The 21,055-nt window shown below is 66.7% G+C and carries 24 protein-coding genes; 2 read left to right on the top strand and 22 right to left on the bottom strand.

The window, feature by feature from the left end; translation table 11 throughout:
- Positions 1-160: 160 nt before the first annotated feature.
- From rfaE1 to rfbB, 5 genes are read right to left on the bottom strand one after another with little or no spacing between them, the layout of a single operon-like run.
- The gene (gene rfaE1 / locus WS75_RS16625; protein ID WP_082729636.1) at positions 161-1,153 is read right to left on the bottom strand and encodes a D-glycero-beta-D-manno-heptose-7-phosphate kinase; all 993 of its coding nucleotides are present in this window, start codon (positions 1,151-1,153) and stop codon (positions 161-163) included.
- A 36-nt stretch (positions 1,154-1,189) separates the two neighbouring features.
- The gene (rfbD, locus tag WS75_RS16620) at positions 1,190-2,083 is read right to left on the bottom strand and encodes a dTDP-4-dehydrorhamnose reductase (RefSeq protein WP_059681485.1); all 894 of its coding nucleotides are present in this window, start codon (positions 2,081-2,083) and stop codon (positions 1,190-1,192) included.
- Between the two features lie 8 nt (positions 2,084-2,091).
- On the bottom strand, positions 2,092-2,643 hold the full coding sequence (gene rfbC / locus WS75_RS16615; RefSeq protein WP_059681466.1) for a dTDP-4-dehydrorhamnose 3,5-epimerase: 552 nt from the start codon (positions 2,641-2,643) through the stop codon (positions 2,092-2,094).
- The gene (rfbA, locus tag WS75_RS16610; protein WP_059681465.1) at positions 2,628-3,521 is read right to left on the bottom strand and encodes a glucose-1-phosphate thymidylyltransferase RfbA; all 894 of its coding nucleotides are present in this window, start codon (positions 3,519-3,521) and stop codon (positions 2,628-2,630) included. Before rfbA ends, rfbC begins: the two co-directional genes overlap by 16 nt.
- 11 nt (positions 3,522-3,532) lie before the next feature.
- Positions 3,533-4,594, bottom strand: coding sequence for a dTDP-glucose 4,6-dehydratase (gene rfbB / locus WS75_RS16605; protein ID WP_059681484.1), 1,062 nt, complete (start codon positions 4,592-4,594; stop codon positions 3,533-3,535).
- Positions 4,595-4,933: 339 nt separating this feature from the next.
- Here rfbB and WS75_RS16600 point away from each other — a divergent pair, with 339 nt between their 5' ends.
- On the top strand, positions 4,934-5,773 hold the full coding sequence (locus tag WS75_RS16600) for a symmetrical bis(5'-nucleosyl)-tetraphosphatase (RefSeq protein WP_059681464.1): 840 nt from the start codon (positions 4,934-4,936) through the stop codon (positions 5,771-5,773).
- 33 nt (positions 5,774-5,806) lie between these two features.
- Here WS75_RS16600 and WS75_RS16595 read toward each other — a convergent pair whose 3' ends face one another.
- The 8 genes from WS75_RS16595 to WS75_RS16560 form a co-directional block, all read right to left on the bottom strand.
- Positions 5,807-6,664 carry a lysophospholipid acyltransferase family protein gene (locus WS75_RS16595; RefSeq protein WP_059681463.1) on the bottom strand — a complete coding sequence of 286 codons (858 nt, stop codon included), beginning with the start codon at positions 6,662-6,664 and terminating at the stop codon, positions 5,807-5,809.
- Between the two features lie 19 nt (positions 6,665-6,683).
- Complete coding sequence (locus WS75_RS16590; protein ID WP_059681462.1) at positions 6,684-7,970, bottom strand: dihydroorotase; 1,287 nt, start codon at positions 7,968-7,970, stop codon at positions 6,684-6,686.
- Positions 7,971-8,031: 61 nt separating this feature from the next.
- On the bottom strand, positions 8,032-9,063 hold the full coding sequence (locus tag WS75_RS16585; RefSeq protein ID WP_044846292.1) for an aspartate carbamoyltransferase catalytic subunit: 1,032 nt from the start codon (positions 9,061-9,063) through the stop codon (positions 8,032-8,034).
- 74 nt (positions 9,064-9,137) lie between these two features.
- The gene (gene pyrR, locus WS75_RS16580; RefSeq protein ID WP_059681461.1) at positions 9,138-9,653 is read right to left on the bottom strand and encodes a bifunctional pyr operon transcriptional regulator/uracil phosphoribosyltransferase PyrR; all 516 of its coding nucleotides are present in this window, start codon (positions 9,651-9,653) and stop codon (positions 9,138-9,140) included.
- Positions 9,640-10,089, bottom strand: a complete 450-nt coding sequence (ruvX, locus tag WS75_RS16575) for a Holliday junction resolvase RuvX (protein WP_059681460.1) — start codon at positions 10,087-10,089, stop codon at positions 9,640-9,642. The genes pyrR and ruvX overlap by 14 nt, the downstream gene beginning before the upstream one ends.
- Positions 10,086-10,664 (bottom strand): YqgE/AlgH family protein, encoded by a 579-nt coding sequence (locus WS75_RS16570; RefSeq protein WP_059681459.1) that lies wholly within the window; start codon positions 10,662-10,664, stop codon positions 10,086-10,088. The genes ruvX and WS75_RS16570 overlap by 4 nt, the downstream gene beginning before the upstream one ends.
- A gap of 182 nt (positions 10,665-10,846) precedes the next feature.
- Complete coding sequence (locus tag WS75_RS16565) at positions 10,847-12,148, bottom strand: hypothetical protein (RefSeq protein ID WP_059681458.1); 1,302 nt, start codon at positions 12,146-12,148, stop codon at positions 10,847-10,849.
- 104 nt (positions 12,149-12,252) lie between these two features.
- A complete protein-coding gene (locus tag WS75_RS16560) occupies positions 12,253-12,423 on the bottom strand; it encodes a rubredoxin (RefSeq protein WP_004186709.1) in 171 nt (56 codons plus the stop codon).
- Positions 12,424-12,677: 254 nt separating this feature from the next.
- Here WS75_RS16560 and thiD point away from each other — a divergent pair, with 254 nt between their 5' ends.
- Positions 12,678-13,544 (top strand): bifunctional hydroxymethylpyrimidine kinase/phosphomethylpyrimidine kinase, encoded by an 867-nt coding sequence (gene thiD / locus WS75_RS16555; protein ID WP_059681457.1) that lies wholly within the window; start codon positions 12,678-12,680, stop codon positions 13,542-13,544.
- A gap of 171 nt (positions 13,545-13,715) precedes the next feature.
- On the opposite strand, the gene groL is transcribed toward thiD, so the two are convergent.
- The 9 genes from groL to WS75_RS34180 form a co-directional block, all read right to left on the bottom strand.
- Positions 13,716-15,356: a chaperonin GroEL gene (gene groL, locus WS75_RS16550; RefSeq protein ID WP_059681456.1), complete on the bottom strand. Its 1,641-nt coding sequence runs from the start codon at positions 15,354-15,356 to the stop codon at positions 13,716-13,718.
- A gap of 45 nt (positions 15,357-15,401) precedes the next feature.
- Positions 15,402-15,695, bottom strand: a complete 294-nt coding sequence (locus WS75_RS16545) for a co-chaperone GroES (protein ID WP_011544732.1) — start codon at positions 15,693-15,695, stop codon at positions 15,402-15,404.
- Positions 15,696-16,068: 373 nt separating this feature from the next.
- Positions 16,069-16,578, bottom strand: a complete 510-nt coding sequence (locus WS75_RS16540; protein ID WP_059681455.1) for an SRPBCC family protein — start codon at positions 16,576-16,578, stop codon at positions 16,069-16,071.
- Between the two features lie 41 nt (positions 16,579-16,619).
- Positions 16,620-17,252 (bottom strand): LolA family protein, encoded by a 633-nt coding sequence (locus WS75_RS16535; protein ID WP_059681454.1) that lies wholly within the window; start codon positions 17,250-17,252, stop codon positions 16,620-16,622.
- Entirely contained in the window at positions 17,249-17,662 is a 414-nt protein-coding gene (locus WS75_RS16530; protein WP_059681453.1) for a hypothetical protein, read from the bottom strand. The genes WS75_RS16535 and WS75_RS16530 overlap by 4 nt, the downstream gene beginning before the upstream one ends.
- A 27-nt stretch (positions 17,663-17,689) precedes the next feature.
- The gene (locus WS75_RS16525) at positions 17,690-18,478 is read right to left on the bottom strand and encodes an anti-sigma factor family protein (protein ID WP_059681452.1); all 789 of its coding nucleotides are present in this window, start codon (positions 18,476-18,478) and stop codon (positions 17,690-17,692) included.
- The gene (locus WS75_RS16520) at positions 18,478-18,993 is read right to left on the bottom strand and encodes a sigma-70 family RNA polymerase sigma factor (protein WP_059681451.1); all 516 of its coding nucleotides are present in this window, start codon (positions 18,991-18,993) and stop codon (positions 18,478-18,480) included. Before WS75_RS16520 ends, WS75_RS16525 begins: the two co-directional genes overlap by 1 nt.
- Positions 18,994-19,039: 46 nt before the next feature.
- Positions 19,040-19,399, bottom strand: a complete 360-nt coding sequence (locus WS75_RS16515) for a COG4315 family predicted lipoprotein (protein ID WP_059608124.1) — start codon at positions 19,397-19,399, stop codon at positions 19,040-19,042.
- A gap of 276 nt (positions 19,400-19,675) precedes the next feature.
- The coding region (locus WS75_RS34180; protein ID WP_059681450.1) for a beta strand repeat-containing protein at positions 19,676-21,055 on the bottom strand (1,380 nt) is incomplete at its 5' end.

Here is a 21,055-nt window from a genome sequence, read left to right as displayed (position 1 = left end):
AGGGCCCCGGAGTGTCGGAAACCCGGCCAGCATTGCTCGCGCTTCCATACGCGCACGCCGCACCGAACACACTTCGGGAGCGAGCAGCCCCAACGGTGAAAAGCGCTTGCGGCGAGCTGCGCCACGTCGCATCTCTGTAATTGTCCACGGCGGGTCGACCTCAGGCTTCGGTTGCAAAGAGTTCGTCGTAACCAATCGGAGAAGTACCGATCCTTCCGACAACGACCCCCGCCGCGCGATTTGCATATTCAACGGCGTTCGGGAGCGGCACTCCCGCACCGATCATCGCAGCAACAGTGGCAATGACAGTATCACCGGCGCCAGACACGTCGAACACTTCCCGCGCACGCGCGGGAACGTGCAGTTCTCCGTCATCGCTGTAGAGCGTCATGCCCTCCTCGGAACGAGTCAACAAGATTGCCTTGAGCGCGAACCGCTCACGCAATTGCTGTACTCGGCCGCGCAACTCGTCCTCAGTACGCCATTGCCCAATCACCTCGCGCAACTCCGCGCGATTGGGCGTAATAAGCGACGCCCCGCTGTAGCGCTCCCAGTCCGCTCCTTTTGGATCGATGAGGACACTCTTCCCATGCTCGCGAGCGATCGCGATCATCCGTGAGACGTGGGTCAATCCTCCCTTCGCATAATCCGACAGCAGAACGACTGAAGCGTCCCGGACGCTCTCCTCGAAACGAGACAATCCCGCGAGCAATATCTCTTTCGCAGGAGGTTCTTCAAAATCGGCCCGCAACAGCTGCTGCTGACGCGCAAGAATGCGCAACTTGATGATCGTCGCGATGGACGCATCACGCTCCGCCAGTACATCAACCTTGCTCTCTTCAAGCAAGCTCATGATCCGTGCGCCTGGCTCATCGCAGCCAATCACACAAATCAGTGACGCACGCGCGCCGAGCCCCACGATATTGCACGCGACGTTCGCGGCCCCCCCCAACCGCTCCTCGGTACGCTGGACATGCACCACCGGCACCGGCGCCTCTGGAGAAATCCGGTCTACGTTACCGAACCAGTAGCGGTCCAACATGACGTCACCGACCACCAATACGCTCGACCGCTGCATCTGCTCAAGCGGAATGGCGGCGCCATTGGGAAATTTCGCGCCGGATGCGACACCACCACAATCACCGAAAATCATGAACACTCCAATTCCTTACCCGGCTTCCGACAATGCTCATTGCCCGGCAAGGCAGAGCCGGAGCGCTTGCTCCCAATCAGGCGCCTCGAGACCAAAGGTTTGCACGAGCTTGGCACTGGACAATCGCGAATTGGCCGGTCGCGCTGCAGGGGTAGGATAGGCCGTCGTCGGGATAGGCTTGACGATCGGCTTGTTCGGCAAATGAGCGTGCGCAAAAATCGCTTCTGCGAAACCGCACCACGACGTGGCACCTGCCGACGTTAGGTTATAAATACCGGAGTGCGCCTCCCACCATTCGCGCTCGTCCGCGACGCGACTTTGAGCGAGAATCTGCGCCGACATCGCAGCAATCGTAACCGACCATGTCGGCGCTCCGACCTGGTCGGCCACCACACTCAGTTCATCTCGCTCTGCGCCCAGCCGGAGCATGGTCCGCAGAAAGTTTTTCCCACGCGAGCCATATACCCAGCTCGTACGAAAAATGAGATGCGGGCACCCTACCGCGGCGATCGCTTGCTCGCCCGCAAGTTTGCTTTTGCCGTAAATGTTCTGCGGATTGACCTGGTCTTCCTCGATGTACGGAATGCTCTTGGTACCATCGAATACATAGTCGGTCGAATAGTGAATCAGTACAGCACCAATCCGCAGGGCTTCCTCGGCGAGCACGCCAGGTGCTTCGGCATTGATGCGCATCGCCCCCGACACATCGGATTCGGCGGCGTCGACTGCCGTATAGGCTGCAGGGTTCATTATCAGACCGGGCTTGATCTCGCGCACAACGCGAGCGACCTGCTTCAAATCACTCAGGTCAAGCGCGCTCCGATCCAGCGCGACGACGTTCCCCAGCCCCTGCAAGGAGCGCATCAATTCGAATCCAACCTGCCCGTTCACGCCGGTCAGCAGGATCGTCGGCTGCTTACGTGCTGTCATGGCTGGCCTCATTCGTAGCAGTCTGCGTCTCGCAACCGCTTGCCCGCCGCATCCTTCGCGGCCAGCAGCGGCTCGAAATCGATCGGCCACTCGATCCCGATTTCGGGATCGTTCCAGACGATGCTGCGCTCGTGCTCCGGGAACCAGTAATCGGTCGTCTTGTAGAGGAACTGCGCAGCCTCCGACAGCACGACGAATCCGTGCGCAAACCCGGGCGGCACCCACAATTGCTTGTGGTTGTCGTTCGACAGCACCACCCCGACCCACTTGCCGAAGTTCGGCGAGTTCTTGCGAATATCGACAGCGACGTCGAACACTTCACCCTCGACAACACGCACGAGCTTGCCCTGCGCATGCTGGATCTGATAATGCAACCCGCGCAGCACGCCCTTCGACGACCGCGAATGGTTGTCCTGCACGAATTCGACGCCGGGTTCGACCTGCTCGGCGAATTCCTTCCCGTTGAAGCTTTCGTAGAAGAACCCGCGCGCGTCGCCGAACACCTTCGGCTCGATGATCTTGACTTCCGGCAGCGCCGTCGCCGTTACTTGGATGGCCATGCGACTTGATCCGTGAGAATGTTCTTGAGGTACTGCCCGTACGCGTTTTTCGCGAGCGGTTGTGCAAGCTTCAGCACCTGCTCCGCGTCGATCCAATCGCGGCGGTATGCAATTTCTTCCGGGCACGCAACCACGAGACCCTGCCTTTTCTGCAGCGTCGCGATGAAGCTGGCCGCCTCGATCAGCGAATCGTGCGTACCGGTATCGAGCCACGCATAGCCACGCCCCATGATCTCGACATTGAGCGAGCCATCCTTGAGATAGCGCGAATTGACGTCGGTGATTTCCAACTCGCCGCGCGGCGACGGCTTGATGTCGGCCGCGATATCGCACACGCGATTGTCGTAGAAGTACAGACCGGTCACCGCATAGTTCGAACGCGGCTGCGCAGGCTTCTCTTCGATCGACACGGCGCGGAACGAATTGTCGAATTCGACGACGCCATAACGCTCCGGATCGTGCACGTGATACGCAAACACCGTCGCGCCGCTTTCCTGCGCATGCGCGCGCTCGAGCTGCTTCGCGAGATCGTGGCCGTAGAAGATGTTGTCGCCGAGGATCAGCGCCGACGGATCGTTGCCGACGAATTCCTTGCCGATGATGAACGCCTGCGCAAGCCCATCCGGCGATGGCTGCACCGCGTATTGAATGTTCATCCCCCACTGGCTGCCGTCGCCGAGCATCGACTCGAAGCGCGGCGTATCCTGCGGGGTCGAGATGATCAGTACGTCACGAATGCCCGCGACCATCAGCGTCGATAGCGGATAGTAGATCATCGGTTTGTCGTACACCGGCAACAGCTGCTTCGACACGACGTGCGTGATCGGATACAGCCGCGTGCCGGACCCGCCCGCGAGGATGATGCCTTTACGTGCCATCGCGTTTCTCCTCAGGTGCGTTTCGCATAGTTGGTCTCGACCCACTTGCGGTACTCGCCCGATGCAACCTCGTCGACCCAGACCTGATTGTCGAGATACCAGTCAACCGTTTTCGCCAGACCGGTCTCGAAGGTCTCCGCGGGCTTCCAGCCAAGCTCGCGCTCGAGCTTGCGCGCATCGATCGCATAACGGCGATCGTGGCCGGGGCGATCCGTCACGTAGGTAATCTGGTCGCGATACGAACCGGCTGCCTTCGGGCGTGCCTTGTCGAGCAGATCGCACAGCGTGTGCACGACCTCGAGGTTCTTCTTTTCGTTCCAGCCGCCGACGTTATATGTCTCGCCCGGCACGCCGCGCGCCAGCACTTCGCGAATCGCGCTGCAGTGATCGCCGACATACAGCCAGTCGCGCACGTTTTGGCCGTCGCCGTACACAGGCAACGGCTTGCCGGCGAGCGCGTTCGCAATCATCAGCGGAATCAGTTTCTCGGGGAACTGGTACGGACCATAGTTGTTCGAACAGTTCGTCGTCAGCGTCGGCAAACCGTACGTATGATGGTATGCACGCACCAGATGATCCGAGCCGGCCTTGGTCGCGGAATACGGGCTGTTCGGCGCGTACGGCGTCGTCTCGGAGAATTGCGGATCGGTTGCCGACAGCGAGCCGAACACCTCGTCGGTCGACACGTGCAGGAAGCGGAACGCCGCCTTGTCGGCGTCGTTCAGCCCGTTCCAGTACTGGCGGGTCGCCTCAAGCAGCGTGAACGTGCCGACGACGTTGGTCTGCACGAAATCGGCCGGGCCGTGGATCGAGCGATCAACGTGGCTTTCGGCGGCGAAGTGCAGCACCGCGCGCGGCTTGTGCTCGGCGAACAGGGCGTCGAGCGCCGCGCGGTCGCAGATGTCGACGCGTGCAAACACATGCTTCGCATCTCCGTCAAGCGATTGCAGCGTCCGCAGATTGCCCGCATACGTCAGCTTGTCGACGTTCAGCACAGCCTCGTCAGAGTCACGGAGCCAGTCGAGTACGAAATTGGCACCGATAAAGCCCGCGCCGCCCGTAACCAGAATCATGAGGTTCCCTCGTTGGTAGTGTGCGGCGCGCATTCCAGGCGCCGCCGCATCAAATTCGAAGCAAGTGGCCATGGTCGCCACGTCAGACCGGGAATTTTAACCGGTCGGCATGACCGCCAAAGTCATGAAGTGCTAATTTTGTCCGGGAAAATGACAATTATAGGGAGCCAGCCGTCGCAAAAGCCATGCCGCTAACAACTTGATACAGCGCTCCGCACCCTTGTCGAGAATGGAATTTCCTGTTACATCAATCACATTTCGGAGAACGACGTACGCGACATTTCGGTGAAATTCCGAGTGTTTTTCCCTTATGCGAGAAACCTGCAGGATCCGCCTCTCATGACCCGCCCCCCCATCGCCATCGGCGACATCCAAGGCTGTCATTCAGCTTTCCAGTCGCTGATCGAAAAGCTTTCAGCCCCCGCCGACACCCCACTCTGGATCGCCGGCGACATCGTCAACCGCGGCCCTGACTCGCTCGCCGCGCTGCGTGCGATGGTCGACCTCGGCCCGCGCGCGACCGTCGTGCTCGGCAACCACGACCTCCACCTGCTCGCCGTCTCGGCCGGCATCCGCACGGAACGCCCGGGCGACACGATCGGCGAGATTGTCGACGCGCCCGACGCCGATGCACTGCTCGACTGGGTGCGCCACCGCCCGTTTACGCACTTCGAGGACGGGATGCTGCTCGTCCACGCAGGCGTGTTGCCGCAATGGGACACCACGCTCGCACTGGAACTCGCGGACGAGCTGCAACGCGCGCTGCGCGCCCCCGATTGGCGCGACACACTGCAAGGCCTGTACGGCAACGAGCCGAACCAATGGAGTCCGAACCTCAAGAAACGCGACCGGATGCGCGTCGCATTCAACGCGTTCACGCGCCTGCGCTTCTGCACACCGGACGGCGCGATGGAGTTCAAGGCGAACGGCGGCCCCGACAGCGCGCCGCCCGGCTACGTGCCGTGGTTCGACGCACCGGCGCGCCGCACCGAAAACGTGACCGTCGTATTCGGGCACTGGGCCGCGCTCGGCCTGATGCTGCGCGACAATATCGTCGCGCTCGATTCCGGATGCGTGTGGGGAAATCGGTTGTCGGCCGTACGACTGACGGCCGACCCGGCGCAACGCACGGTCACGCAGGTGCAGTGCGAAGCATGCCGTGCGCCGGGCGGCGAATAGCCTGCCCGCGTCGCACCGGGGCGCAATGAAGCCTTACCCCTCGCGCCCCGCCACCGGCTCCTCGGCCGCCGCATCGCCCGTGGCCCCGGCACCGACTTCGGTCACCGGATACGCATGCTTCTCGAGCTCCGCGAGCGCGTCGGGCGACGGCTTGCCGACCTTCGCCTGCATCGCCTCGAGCGCAGCGGCGATCGCGTCACGCGCGGCGGCAGAGGTCGCGCGACGGTCGCCACCCGGCGCAATGGGCTCGCACACGTACAGATGCGCGACCAGCGGGCCGCCGCGCAACACCATGTCGAGCGACTTGCCGAGCGACAGTTCGCCCGTATAGGCCGGCGTGACAGACTGCCGCCCCTGGGCATCCTCGTACATCAGGCAGATCGGCTGCACCGCGCAGCCTGCCGACACCGCCGCCTGGAACAGGTTCGCGTGAAACGGCAGCAGCCCCTGCCCATCCGACGTCGTGCCTTCCGGAAACACGCACATCACGCCGCCGTTGCGCAGCCGCTCCGCCATCTCGTGCATGACGCGCATCGCCTCGGTACGCTTCTCGCGCTGCAGGAACACGGTGTCGAGCTTCTCGGCCAGCCAGCCGACCACCGGCCACTGCCGCACCTCGGCCTTCGACACGAACGGCGTCGGCCGCCACGCATTGACGGTGTAGATGTCGAGCCACGACACGTGGTTGCCGACGACGAGCGCGCCCGCGTCGAGGCGCGCGCCGTCGTTGTGGACGACGAGCCGCATCCCGCAGATCCGCAACAGCTTGAGCGACCAGCGGCGCGTGAGCTCGAGGCGCCGCGGGGCGCTCACGTGCGAAAAGCGCAGCGCGACGGTCGCCATGCCGCGCAGCAGGTGAAAGACGAGACGCAGCTTGCGAAGTGCGATCATGGCGAAGATCCGGCGTGGTTCAGTGGCGCTCGAACGCGACCTGCCCGGCCACGAGCGTCGCACGCACGCAAGCCGGCAGTTCGTAGCCGAGGAACGGCGAATTGTGACCCTGGCTCTTCAGCGCGCGCGGCTCGACACGCCAGTGCGCGCGCGGATCGAACACGCACAGATCGGCCGCGCCGCCTTCGGCAAGACGCCCGGCCGGCAGTTGCAGCACGTCGGCCGGCGCCGCGGTGATGCGGCGCAGCGCCTGCGCGAGCGGCGTCCTGGTTTCGTCGGCCCACTTCACCGTCAGCGACAGCAACAGTTCGAGCCCCGTCGCACCGGGCGTCGCTTCGGCGAACGGCAGCAGCTTCTCGTCGTCGTCGACCGGCGTGTGATCGGAGCAGATCGCATCGATCGTGCCGTCGGCGAGCGCCGCGCGGATCGCTTCGCGATCGCGCTCGCCGCGCAGCGGCGGATCGAGCCGGAACTGCGAATCGAAATAGCCGATGTCGACGTCGATCAGATGCAGGTGATTCACGCCGACGTCGCAGGTCACGGGCAGCCCCTCGGCCTTCGCCTCGCGCACGAGCGCGAGGCCCGCCGCCGACGACAGCCGCGCGAGGTGCACGCGCGCGCCCGTCACGCGCATCAGTTCGAAGATCGTGTGCAGCGCGATCGTCTCGGCCGCGACCGGCACGCCGGACAGCCCGAGCCGCGACGCGAGCGCGCCGCTCGCCGCGACACCGCCACGGCCGATGAACGCGTCGAGCGGACGCAGCCACGTCGTGTAACCGTAGGTGCTCGCGTACTGCAGCGCACGCAGCAACACCTGCGTGTCGCGCACCGGCACGTTCGCGTGCGTGAAACCGACGCAGCCCGACTCGGTCAGCGCGACCATCTCGGTGATCACTTCACCCTTGAGGCCGACGGTGAGCGCGCCGAGCGGATGGACGTTCGCCTGGCGGAGGTTGCGGGCGCGGAACTTGAGCATCTCGACGAGGCCCGGCTCGTCGAGCACGGGGTCGGTGTCCGGCGGGCACACGAGGGTCGTGACGCCGCCGGCGACGGCCGCGGCCATCTCGGACGCGAGCGTCGCCTTGTGCTCGTAGCCGGGCTCGCGCAGGCGCGCGCACAGGTCGACGAGACCAGGGGCGACGATCAGGCCCGCCGCGTCGATCGTCTTGTCCGCGTTGAAACCGGCCGGCGCCGCACCAGCCGCCGCGATCGCGGCGATCTTGCCGTCCGCGACGAATACGTCGGCCTGCCGTTCGGTGCCGGCGACCGGGTCGATCAGCGTGCCGCCTTGGATATGAATCTTCATGCGCTGTCTGTGAATGCGTTGAATGCGTTGAATGCCTGGATAAGGATGCGCGAAGACGGGCTCAGTCGCTGTTGCCGGCAACGATGCCCATCACCGCCATCCGCACGGCGATGCCGAACGTGACCTGGTTGAGGATCACCGACTGCGGACCGTCGGCGACCTGCGAGTCGATCTCGACGCCGCGGTTCATCGGGCCCGGGTGCATCACGATCGCGTCGGGCGCGGCGAGCGCGAGGCGCTCGGGCGTCAGGCCCCACGTCTTGAAGTATTCCTGCGCGGACGGCAGCAGCGCGCCGCTCATTCGCTCGTTCTGCAGGCGCAGCATGATGATCACGTCGACGCCCTTCAGCCCTTCGTCGAGGTTGTGGAACACCTTCACGCCCATCTGTTCGAGACCGCCTGGCAGCAGCGTGCGCGGGCCGATCGCGCGCACTTCCGGCACGCCGAGCGTGGTGAGCGCGTGAATATCGGAGCGCGCGACGCGCGAATGCAGGATGTCGCCGACGATCGCCACGCGCAGCTTCGTGAAGTCGCGCTTGTAGTGACGGATCGTGTACATGTCGAGCAGGCCCTGCGTCGGGTGCGCATGACGGCCGTCGCCGGCGTTGATCACGTGCACGTGCGGCGCGCAGTGCTCGGCGATCAGATACGGCGCGCCGCTCGACGCGTGGCGCACGACGAACAGGTCGGCGTGCATCGCCGACAGGTTGTTGATCGTGTCGAGCAGCGACTCGCCCTTGCTCGTCGACGACGCGTTGATGTTCAGGTTCAGCACGTCGGCCGACAGGCGCGTCGCGGCGATCTCGAAGGTCGTGCGCGTGCGCGTCGAGTTCTCGAAGAACAGGTTGAACACCGATTTGCCGCGCAGGAGCGGAACCTTCTTCACCTCGCGGTCCGTCACGCTGACGAACTGCTCGGCCGTATCGAGAATGTGGTTGACGATCGAGCGCGGCAGCCCCTCGATCGACAGCAGGTGTTTCAGCTCGCCGTTTTTCGTGAGCTGCGGGTTGCCCTTCAGGAAACCGTAGCGGAACCGCTCGGGGCTCGCGGCAGCAGCGGGATTGCCGGTGCGGCCAGTGGTGTCGGTAGTCATGGTGTGCGTGATTCCAACTATGCAAACGGGCCGCGGCACGAACCGGCGGCCCGGGATACGGTTTCGCGGTTCAGTCAGGCGCCGTGCGCCTCGATGCGCAGCGTCAGCTGCGCGGCTTCGTCGCGCGCGAGCACGAGCGTCGCATCGGCCGGCACGTCGAGCGTGCCGCCCGCGAAGCGCGCGGCGACCGGCAGCTCGCGGCCGCCGCGATCGGCGAGCACCGCGAGCTCGACCGCGGCCGGACGGCCGTAGTCGAACAGTTCGTTGAGCGCGGCGCGCACGGTGCGCCCGGTGTACAGCACGTCGTCGACGAGCACGATGCGCGCGCCGTCGACGTCGAACGGCAGCGACGTCGGGCTGGCCTGGCTGTGCAGCCCCTTCTTCGCGTAGTCGTCGCGATGCAGCGCGACGTTCACGACGCCGAACGCCGGCGCGCCGAGATCGCGCGCGAGGCGCTCGGCGAGCCACGCGCCGCCGCTGTAAATGCCGGCGAGCCGCGGGCCGCCCGGCTCGGCGAAGGCCGTGCCGTATGCGTCGCGGATCTGGTCGAGCAGGACGCGGTAGAGCGCGTCGGCGTCAATGGTGCTCATGGTCGGACAATTGATCGAGATACTGTTGAAGGATCACGCGCGCGGCCTCGGCGTCGAGCATCTCGGCACGTGCGCGCCCGCGCACGTTGCGCTCGCGCAGCCCGGCCTCGGCCTCGACCGACGAATAGCGTTCGTCGACCCACGTGACGGGCAGCCCGAAGCGGCCGTTCAGCTGGTTGCCGAAGCGCTTCGCCTGCTGCGTCATCTCGTGCGGCGTGCCGTCCGGATGCATCGGCAGGCCGACGACGAGCGCGTCCGGCCGCCATTCGGCCAGCAGGTCGCCGACCGCCTTGAAGCGGTGTTCGCGGTTCAGGTTCTGGATGACGACGAGCGCGCGGGCCGAGCGCGTCAGCGCATTGCCGATCGCGACCCCGATTCGCTTTTCGCCGTAGTCGAACGCCAGGAGCGTCGCATCGCGCGCGCTCGCGCCACTCATGCGTGCCCTGCTTCGCCGGACAGCATCGACGAGCTGACGCCGAGCAGGCCCAGTGCGGCTTCGAAGCGCTCCTCGGCCGGCGTGTCGAACACGATGCGCGGATCGGCGGCGACCGTCAGCCAGCCGTTGCGGGAAATTTCTTCCTCGAGCTGACCGGCGCCCCAGCCTGCATGGCCGAGGGTCAGCAGGAAGCGTTTCGGGCCGGTGCCCGTCGCGACCGCCTCGAGCACGTCCTTCGACGTCGTCATCTCGAGCCCGCCCTCGACCGACATGGACGAGCTGTAGTTCGCGCCCTCGACCGGCTCGTGCAGCACGAAGCCGCGCTCGGTCTGGACCGGGCCCCCGAAGTACACGGGGATGTGCAGCAGCGGCTCGATGTCGAGCTTCAGGTCGATGCGGTTGAACAGCGATTCGAGGTCGATGTCGGTGGGACGATTGATGACGAGGCCGAGCGCGCCGCGCTCGCTGTGATCGCAAAGATAGACCACCGTTCCCGAAAACGTCGGATCCGCCATGTTCGGCATGGCGATCAGGAACTGGTTGGTGAGATTGATGCGATCGGAAGGCTTTGACATGGTTTGAATTTTAGCAAAGACGCCGCGACCTGACCGGGCCGCGATCAACAAGCAACGCCGCGCGACGCTGGCAACGACGCACGCGGATCACACGGCACTCTAACACGCGCGCGGGCGCTGTCGGCAGCGTGTTGCCGACCCGCGCGACAAGGGCTGCCGCTGCGGTCGCGCCCCGTCGTGCGTCAGGTCCGGCCGAGCGCCGCGCCGAGCGCGCCGGACACCGCTGTCAGGTCCGGCGGCGCCACCCCCGCGGCGATCTTCAGCAGCGCGGCGCGCAGCATGTCGGACGCGCGGGCGTGTGCATCGAGCCCGCCGTCGGCGAGCGGCATGCCGTGCGCGGCACGGCGCCACGCCAGCCCGAGCGTGTCGGCCAGCAGCGCCGCATGACCGAGCCCGAGCGCGCACGCGGCCGCACCGACCCGGTAGGCGGCCGCGGACGCGCGCCAGGCGGCCCCCGCATCGGCCACGGCCGGATCGACGGCCAGATCGGCCATCGACGCGTCGGCCGTCTGCAGGAAATCCTCATACGCATGCGCGTTGACGGTCACGACGCCGAGCGCACGGGTCGGCGCGACGGCAACCGCGTCGTGCTCGGCCCGCGCGGCATCGGTCTCCCACAGCGCTTCGGACGCGGGCGTGCCGGCGACGTGCCAGTCCACGGTCAGCCCATAGTCGTGCAGCACGTCGACGAGCGCGACGTCTTCCGCGGCTGCGCCGAACAGCGCGAAATCGCGCCACAACAGTGCGACCGTCTCGCGCACGAGCTCGGGCGGCGCGCTGCGCCGGCCCTGCGCCTGCTCGCCGAGCAGCAGGTTCGTCCGCGCGAGAAAGCGCTTCAGTTCGGGCGCGCCGGTCGCGCGCAGCGCACGCTGACACGCTGCCGCGAGCCGCCAGAAATCGTACGGGCCGTCGTCGGCCAGCGCAGCCTGCATCGCATCGAGTTCGTCGAGCGCGGCGTCGGGCGCGCCGTGCTCCGCACGCAGCACGCCGAGCAGCGCCTGCTCGTAGCGGGCGCGTACCCGGGTCGCGATCTCCTCGGGCAGCGCGCGCAGCGTGGCCGGCGGCACCGCGCGACCGACGAGCGCGAGCGCGTCGAGCGGCGTGCTCGCACGCGGGTCGGCGGCGCTTTGCGCACGCAATGCACGGAAATGATCGAAGAGAACGGACGAACAGGCGAGTTCGCGTAGATTGTGGCGGCCGACGGCCGCGCGGAAGTCGCGCAGCGCGGCCCGCCAGCCGGCCGAAGCCGGCTCGGCGGCGACGAACGGCGCGGCGGCCGACAGTTGCCCGGCGAAACGGGCGGCCGGCAGCCAGCCTGCCTCCGCCAGGACGGCGGCAGCGGCCGACAGCGGCGTGGCCGCGTCGCCCCGGTGCTCGAATGCGTCGGCGGCTGCCGCGAGCCACGCGTCGGCCGCGCGCACGGCCCCGCCACGCGGGTTGGGCAGTGCGTCAGGGTGGGAAACGTTGGCCGGATCGGACGTCATGGACACGCGCGCCTGTCATCGTCAAGTCGCTCGCGCCGGCCGCGGCGCACGAGCGCCGGGCAACTGCGAGGCCGAAGCGGTGTGTCCGTGGGCCAAGGGTCCGGTCAGATCTGGACCATCTCGAAGTCTTCCTTGCGAGCACCGCATTCGGGGCACGTCCAGTTGATCGGGACGTCTTCCCAGCGCGTGCCCGGGGCGATGCCCTCTTCGGGCAGCCCGGCTTCTTCGTCATAAATCCAGCCACAAATCAGGCACATCCAGCTCTTGTATTCCATCTTAAGCCGCGTCGGGAAAAGTCGGTAAATTCGGGAGCCATGATGGTACCGTGTCGGGGCCGGACTGCCTAGCAATCGCGCTGGAGTACGGCGACTACGTTGCGCTGCGCTAAAAATTCCGTCGTGCGGGCCGGATTCCGCCGCATAATGACTGAAAAGTGCGGCCTGCCGGGCAACACGGGGCCGAAACGCCCACCTCGCCTCGCCGTCCGCAGCTCTGTCGCTTCCCTGTTTTTTTCTTGCCCCATTTTTACATGTCCAGCAACGCCCCTCCGATCGTCCTCACCTTCGGCCTGTCCGATCCCACCGGCGGTTCCGGCCTCCAAGCCGATCTGATGACCCTGGCGAGCATGGGCTGTCACGGCGTGTCCGTCCTGACCGGCTACACCGTGCGCGACTCCGCCGCCTGCGAGGAAGTGACCGGCCTCGATCCCGATGTCGTCGCCGCCCAGGCGCGCATGCTGCTCGAGGACATGCCGGTCGCCGCGTTCAAGATCGGCGCCGCGACGCGCGCGGAAGTCGTGAGCGCGATCGCGGAAGTGGTCGCCGACTACGACGGCGTGCCGCTCGTGCTCGCACCGGACTTCACGCTCGACGACGAGCACGTGCTCGCCGCCGACGACCTGCGCGAATCGATCGCCGACCTGCTCGCGCCGCAGACGACACTGCTGGTCGCCGACCACGCGACGCTGATCGCGCTCGCGCAGCCGGACGGCGATGCCGAGGCGCCGAATCTCGACGCGGCCGTGTCGCACCTGCTGTCGCAGGGCTGCGAGTACATCCTGTCGTCGGAGACGGGTTCGCACCGGCTCGTCAACACGCTGTACGGCGAGGAAGGCCAGCTTCGCGAAGACATGTGGGATCGCTCGCCGCACCGGCTGATGGGCATCACCGACACGCTCGGCGCGGCGATCGCGGCACTGCTCGCGAACGGCCAGGAGCCGCCCGAAGCGGTGCGCGAGGCGCAGGAATACCTGTACCAGGCCGCCCGCGACGCGTTCCGGCCCGGCATGGGCGCGTACCTGCCCGACCGGTTCTTCTGGGCGCGCAGCAACGATGAGGAAGGCGGGCGTCCGGTGACGGAAAGCAGCAAAAGCTCGCCGCGAATCGCCCGGCATTGACGCCCGCGCGGCGGCCCCGCGCCGCCGTTGCGCGCCGCCTGCTCTCGCATCGGGGCCGCATGTCCGGCCCTTTTTGCGCGCATATAAAAAAAGACCCGCATCGCTGCGGGTCTTTTTCTTTGGCTGGAACGCGCATCGCTGCGCGCTCCGGACACCATCGACCGAAGTCGATTACATGTCCATGCCCATGCCGCCCATGCCGCCCGGCATGCCGCCCGGCATCGGTGCATCTTCCTTCGGCAGCTCTGCGACAGCTGCGTCCGTCGTCAGCAGCAGGCCTGCGACCGAAGCTGCGTTCTGCAGTGCGGTGCGCGTGACCTTGGTCGGGTCGACGACGCCGGCTTCAACCATGTCGACGTACTCGCCCGTCGCTGCGTTGTAGCCGTAGTTGCCCGTGCCTGCTGCAACTGCTGCGACCACGACGCTCGCTTCTTCGCCACCGTTCGTGACGATCTGGCGCAGCGGCTCTTCCATTGCGCGCAGCACGATCTTGATGCCTGCGTTCTGATCGGCGTTCGCGCCGGTCACGCCTGCGATCGCGGTACGTGCACGGATCAGCGCAACGCCGCCGCCCGGGACGATGCCTTCTTCAACGGCAGCGCGGGTTGCGTGCAGCGCGTCTTCGACGCGTGCCTTCTTTTCCTTCATTTCGACTTCGGTCGCAGCGCCGACCTTGATCACTGCCACGCCGCCGGCCAGCTTGGCCACGCGCTCTTGCAGCTTTTCACGGTCGTAGTCCGACGTCGCTTCTTCGATTTGCGTGCGGATCTGCTTGACGCGCGCTTCGATGTTCACGGCTTCGCCTGCGCCGTCGATGATCGTCGTGTTTTCCTTGCCCACTTCGATGCGCTTCGCCTGGCCCAGTTCAGCCAGCGTTGCCTTCTCGAGCGTCAGGCCGGTTTCTTCCGCGACGACTTGACCGCCGGTCAGGATCGCGATGTCTTCCAGCATCGCCTTGCGACGATCGCCGAAGCCCGGCGCCTTGACCGCAACGGTCTTCAGGATGCCGCGGATGTTGTTGACGACCAGCGTTGCGAGCGCTTCGCCTTCGACGTCTTCAGCGATGATCAGCAGCGGACGGCCTGCCTTCGCGACTTGTTCGAGCACCGGCAGCAGATCGCGGATGTTCGACACCTTCTTGTCGTGCAGCAGCACGAACGGGTTTTCGAGGACGGCGACTTGCTTGTCCGGGTTGTTGATGAAGTACGGCGACAGGTAGCCGCGGTCGAATTGCATGCCTTCGACGACGTCGAGTTCGTCGGCCAGCGACTTGCCGTCTTCGACGGTGATCACGCCTTCCTTGCCGACCTTGTCCATCGCTTCAGCGATGCGATCGCCGATCGACGAGTCGCTGTTCGCCGAGATCGAGCCGACCTGTGCGATTTCCTTGTTCGTCGTGCACGGCTTGCTGATCTTCTTCAGCTCTTCGACAGCCGCTGCGACTGCCTTGTCGATGCCGCGCTTCAGGTCCATCGGGTTCATGCCCGATGCGACGTACTTCATGCCTTCGCGAACGATCGATTGCGCGAGGACGGTTGCCGTCGTCGTGCCGTCGCCTGCGTTGTCGCTGGTCTTGGAAGCAACTTCCTTGACCATTTGCGCGCCCATGTTCTGGAGCTTGTCCTTCAGCTCGATTTCCTTCGCGACCGACACACCGTCCTTGGTGACCGTCGGGCCGCCGAAGCTGCGCTCGAGCACGACGTTGCGGCCCTTCGGACCCAGCGTGACCTTGACTGCGTTGGCGAGAATGTTCACGCCTTCGACCATCTTCGAACGGGCGGAATCGCCGAATACGACGTCTTTAGCTGCCATCTTCAAACTCCTTGAATTCTTGAGAATATGTTCCGCAGTGGACGCTTACTTGGCGTTGACCACGGCCATGATGTCTTCTTCACGCATGACCAGCAGTTCCTGGCCGTCGACCTTGACGGTCTGACCAGCGTACTTGCCGAACAGCACGCGATCGCCGACCTTCACGTCGAGCGCGATCGGAGCGCCCTTGTCGTCACGCTTGCCCGGGCCGACCGCGAGGATCTCGCCTTGATCCGGCTTTTCAGCAGCGGCTTCGGGGATGACGATGCCCGAGGCGGTCTTGGTTTCTTGATCCAGACGCTTGACGATCACGCGATCGTGCAAAGGACGAAGGTTCATATTCACTCCTCTCTTGACTGAGATTGAAGAACGCTTAGGGAATCTGCCCGGCGGGTCGCCCGGCAGAGAATTGTTAGCACTCTCGTGCAGCGAGTGCTAATTATATGGACGGGTTTTGACAAATTCAAGAAGGGAAGCCGGAGGTTTTTTCGTGCGAGGCAGAACGACGGAAAAACGGGGAATAACCACAAAAAACCATTTAAAACAATTACATAGCCTCAATCCCGCAGACCGAAAGCGGACGGGATACGGGAAATCCCGACCCTCGCCCCAATTTGACACGGGGCGAGCACCGAGTTCCCGCGGTCGTCCGGCATCGCATGAAAAAGGCTGCCCGGACGCCACGGGGGCCCAAACGGCGGCCACGGGATCGTCACATGTCCGGACAGCCCGCCACTGGCTGGAACGTCCGGCCGTCGGTCACGACCGTCGCGCCGAGCAGACGCGCGAGGCCTTTCGCGCCTTCGCGCATCACGACGTCGTGATTCCAGGCGAACAGCGGGCGCGCGATCGGCTCCAGCCAGTTCATCCAGCGCTCGCGCGTGCGGATGTGCCAGTCGTAGCGCACGACGGTGCCCGCACCGTCGCCGGCGAACGACCAGCGGCCGTCGCCTTCGATCGCGCCGCTCGCGCGACCTTCGAGCACATGCGGCCGCTCGACGCGCAGCACGCGCATGTCGAAGGTCAGCCGGTACGGCAACGCGCCTTTCCACGTGTATCGCTGCAGCGCGCCGACGCCGCGCGCGTCGCCGCGCTCGATCTCGACGGTCCGCACGACACTCTTCCACCAGTCAGGCCAGCGATCGACCTGGTAGATCGCGTCCCAGACACCCGCGACGGGCGCGTCCACGCGCCACGTCGTCGAAAACCGGTATTCCGCCATGCTGCCTCCGGCGCGAATCAGAATCGGGATCAAGCGCGCGATCAGGGCGCGAAAAAGCGGGCGGGAAACATGACGTCGATCTCGACGTCGTCGAGCGTCACCGTTTCGAGCGGCGCGCCGTCGTCATCCGCGAAGCTGACGACCTTCAGCGGAAAGCCGTCCTCGGCGTCCAGCCACAGACGATAGCGATGCACGCCGTCAACCACGTGCGCGGGCGCGCCGGTCACCGATACGCGCAGCGCGGTACGGCCGCCGATGGTTTCCTTGCCTTCCGTCACGGTCGCACCGCCCTGCTGCAGCGCGTGCACGTTGCGCAGCAGCACGCCGACATCCGACCGGTCGACGCGATGGCCGCTGCGGTCGCGCAGGAGCGGATTGGACGGCGACAGCGTCAGCGCGGGCAAAGCATGCTCGCCGAACGGGCGCAGCCGCACCTTGCCTTCGCCGGGATCGTACGCGAGCACCGCGCCGTGATGCGGCGACACGAAGTCCATCCGGACGAAACCGGGTTTCCGGTAGGCATAGTGGAATTCGGCGTGCTCGCCGCTTCGCACCGACGAGCGGATCGTCGCGCGGTACGAGTGGACCTGATCGAAATGCGACTGCGCGATGGTAACGGGATCGGCTGTCATGCTCGCTCCTAACAGGCTCGCGGCCAGCAACGCGGCGATCACGGCGCCGCCTCGACGTCGAGCACGCCTTCCATTCCGCGCTCGCGATGGCTGCGCAGGAACAGCAGCCGATGCGTGCAATAGTAGGCGAAGCGGCCGGGCGCCGTCGGTGTGAAGCGCAATGTGCGCGGCGTCGTGCCGAGTTCGGTGTGCACCGCGATCCCGGCCTGCGGCGCGTCGATCTCGAAACTGTGCGGCACGATGCCCGGTTCGGCCGATACGGTGAGTTCGACCGGCACGTGCGCGCGGACGATCACGTGGTTCGGGCGAAAGAAATAGCTGCCGCCGACGATCGTCACGCGCTGCACACCGTCGGCGTCGACCGGCACGCGCACCGGCGCATCGCCGTCCGCCCGCGCAAGCCCGGCGCTCGCCACGAGCGCCACCGCCACCATCCCCGCCTTCGTGTTCATGCTGGCTCCCTGCCGACGTCGCGCGCGTCAACCCTTCCACGCGTCGGTCGGTCCGCCGAGCGCGCCGCATGCTTCGATCGCGAGCTCGCGCAGCCGTCGTTCGTCGGCGCGTCCGGAGAGCGCAAAACCCATGCCGCGATCGGACCAGAAATACGTGTCGCGGCCGCCGGCCGACATCGACTGCGGCGCGAAGCGCCGCGCATCGTAGGCCGTCATGTAGAGCGTCACGCGCTTGCCGTCCGCGCGCTGGTACATCAGTTGCGCGGCCGGCCCCGCGTCGCCCGGCAGCAGCCGGCCGCCCAGCAATGCATATCCGTATTCGTCGAGCGACGGCGCGCGCACGGGCCGCCCGAGACGCGCGGACAGCCACGCGGCAAGGCGCGCCGGATCGCGTGCGTCGACCTCGACCGGATGCTCCCGATCGGCCGCGTACACGGCGTACGCGACGTCCGCGCGCGCGGCGAAGGCCGGCTCGGCACCGAACGTCGTCCAGCCCGCGTGCAGCGCGACGCCGATCACCAACCCGGCCGCCAGTCCCGCGAACGCATACGCGACGCCGCGCCAGCGCGGCGCGCGCCGCTGCACAAACAGCGCGGGTGCGGCGGCGGGCAGCGGGAACAGCGCGTGCAACGCGTCGCGCTGCGCGCCGTAATGCGCAAACCGGTCGGCTTCGCGCGGATCGGACCGCAACCGTTCGAGCACCTCGCGGCGCTCCTGTCCGGACAGTTCGCCGTCGAGCAGCGCCGACAGCAATGGCGCCGATGCATCGGCTCCGCCGTCCCGATCATCCGAAGGTTTGCGCGGATCGTCGTCCATCATGTCTTCCCGATCACCCGTAACGTGGCCGCGCCGCGCGCCGGCGACTCGCCGGACAGCAGCGCACGCATCTGTTCACGCGCCCGCGACAGCCGCGACATCACCGTCCCCATCGGCACGCCGAGCACCTGCGCGGCGTCGCGGTAACTCAATTCCTCGAGCGCGACCAGGAGCAGCACCTCGCGCTGCTCGACGGGCAGCCGATACAGCGCCCGCTGCACGTCGCGCAGCAGCAGGCCGCCGATCTCGTCGGTCGGCGCGGCCATCGTCTGCCATGGCGCGGTCGCATCGTCGACCGCGATCTCGTGCCGCGCGCGCAACTGGTCGATGAAGCGGTGGCGCAGCAGCGTCAGCAACCACGCACGCAGGTTTCCGCCGTCGCGCGGCGGCCGGTTCAGCGCGCGCTCGAGCGTGTCCTGCACGAGATCGTCCGCCCAGGCCCGGTCGCCCGTCAGCGCGCGCGCATATCGCGTGAGATGCGGCAGCCACACCAGCAGGTCCGATTCGTAGCTCATCCGGATGCCTCGCGCATCGCCGCGCCGTCAGTCCGTCCGTCGGTTCTCAGGGGCGCGCGACGTGCCACATGCCGCCGATCCCGTCGCCGCCCGCATCGCCGGCCTTGCGGTCCATCTTCCAGCGATACAGGGGACGGCCGTGGTAAGCCCATTGCTTCCGGCCGTCGTCGCGCGTGACGAGGCTCAGTGCACCCGACGCCTTGTCGTATCCGTCGGCGAGCGCCGGCGGCCAGTTGGCCGCACAGGTGCCGGTGCAGGTGCTCTTGCCCGGCGCGTCGTGATCGAACACGTACAGCGTCATGTGATCTTCGTCGACCAGTTTCCCGTCACCGGCCTGCGGCGGCTCGGCGGCCGCGGGCCGCGCGATCGCGGCCGTCAGCGCGATGGCGAACAGCATCGTCTTCATTCCCGTTCTCCTTGGCATGGCATCGCGGCACGGTGGCGCCGGACGGGACGTCGACTTCGTGATGACCATTGTCCCGCTGTCCGGCCGCGGCAAGACTCGGTATGTAAACGGACGAATCCGGCCGGTTATTCCGTGCCGCCTCACAAAGCGACGCCATTCCGCACGGGAAACACTTCGGGAGCCCAAAGAAAACGCGGCATGACATTGCTGTCATGCCGCGAGGTACGACCCGTTGCGCGCGGCAGGCGGTGGGCCGCCGCCGCGCGTTCCGGCCGGTTACTTCGGCAATGCGCCAGTCACCGCCTGCAGCAGCGTCGACACCGGTGCGAGCGGGTTGTTCGCGGAGCCGTTGCCTGAGTGCGGCGTGACCGACAGGCTCGGCGTGGAACCCAGCGCCGTGCCCAGCGTCGTGCCGACAGCATTGACGACCGTTGCCGTCGCGTTGCCGGTCGTCGACACCAGCGAACTGGTCGCGCCCGCCGTGCTGCCGGCCGCGCTCGCGCCGGAGCCGAGCAGGCTGCCGCCCGCCGCAGCCGTCGAACCGGCCGCGCCCGACAGCGCGCCGGCCGCCTGCCCGAGGGCTACCGGACCGTTCGCGAGGGCGCCCGTCACCGAACCGAGTGCACCGGTCAGTGCGCCGGCCGGGTTGCTGCCGCCGGTCAGACCGCTGACGAGGTTCGTGATCGGCGCGATCGGGCTGCCGCCTGCGCCCGACAGCGTGCCGACGACCTGGTTCACGACGCCCTGCACCGGCGCCAGCGGGTTCGTGCCGCCGAGGTTGCCGAGCGCGCCCGTCACCGAGTTCACGGCACCCGTCAGTGCACCGGCCGGATTGCTGCCGCCGAGCGTGCCGACCACCTGGTTCACGACGCCTTGCACCGGCGCCAGCGGGTTCGTGCCGCCGAGGTTGCCGAGCGCGCCCGTCACCGAATTGACCGCGTTGCTCAGTGCGGCTGCCGGGTTGCCGCTGCCGAGCGTGCCGACGACCTGGTTCACGACGCCCTGGACCGGGGCCAGCGGGTTCGTACTACCGAGGTTGCCGAGCGCGCTCGTGACCGAACCGAGTGCGCCGGTCAGCGCGCCGGCCGCGTTGCCACTCGTCGGCAGTGCGTTCTGCAGGCCGCTGACGAGGTTCGTGATCGGCGCGATCGGGCTGCCGCCTGCGCCCGACAACGTGCCGACGACCTGGTTCACGACGCCCTGCACCGGCGCCAGCGGGTTCGTGCCGCCGAGGTTGCCGAGCGCGCCCGTCATCGAGTTCACGGCGTCCGTCAGTGCACCGGCCGGGTTGCCGTTGCCAAGCGTGCCGGCGAGTTGCGTGACGGCGCCTTGTACCGGTGCCAGCGGGCTCGACGCGCCGCCGAGGTTGCCGAGCGTCCCGGTGATCGTATTGACCGCGTTGCCCAGCGCACCGGCAGGATTGCCGCTGCCCACCGTGCCCGTGACCTGGTCGACGATGTTCTGGATCGGTGTCAGCGGGTTCGTGCCGCCGACGTTACCCAGTGCACCCGTGACCGTGCCGAGGGCACCGGTCAGCGCACCTGCCGGATTGCCACCGCCGAGCGCGCCCGTCACTTGATTGACGACGCCTTGAACCGGGGCCAGCGGGTTCGCACCGCCACCCACGTTACCCAGCGCACCCGTCACCGTGCCCAG

This window comes from Burkholderia sp. FL-7-2-10-S1-D7 (assembly GCF_001524185.1).
Classification (GTDB): Bacteria; Pseudomonadota; Gammaproteobacteria; order Burkholderiales; family Burkholderiaceae; genus Burkholderia; species Burkholderia diffusa.
The sequence above is the reverse complement of the archived record's forward strand: the minus strand, read 5'-3'. Positions and strand labels throughout refer to the sequence as shown.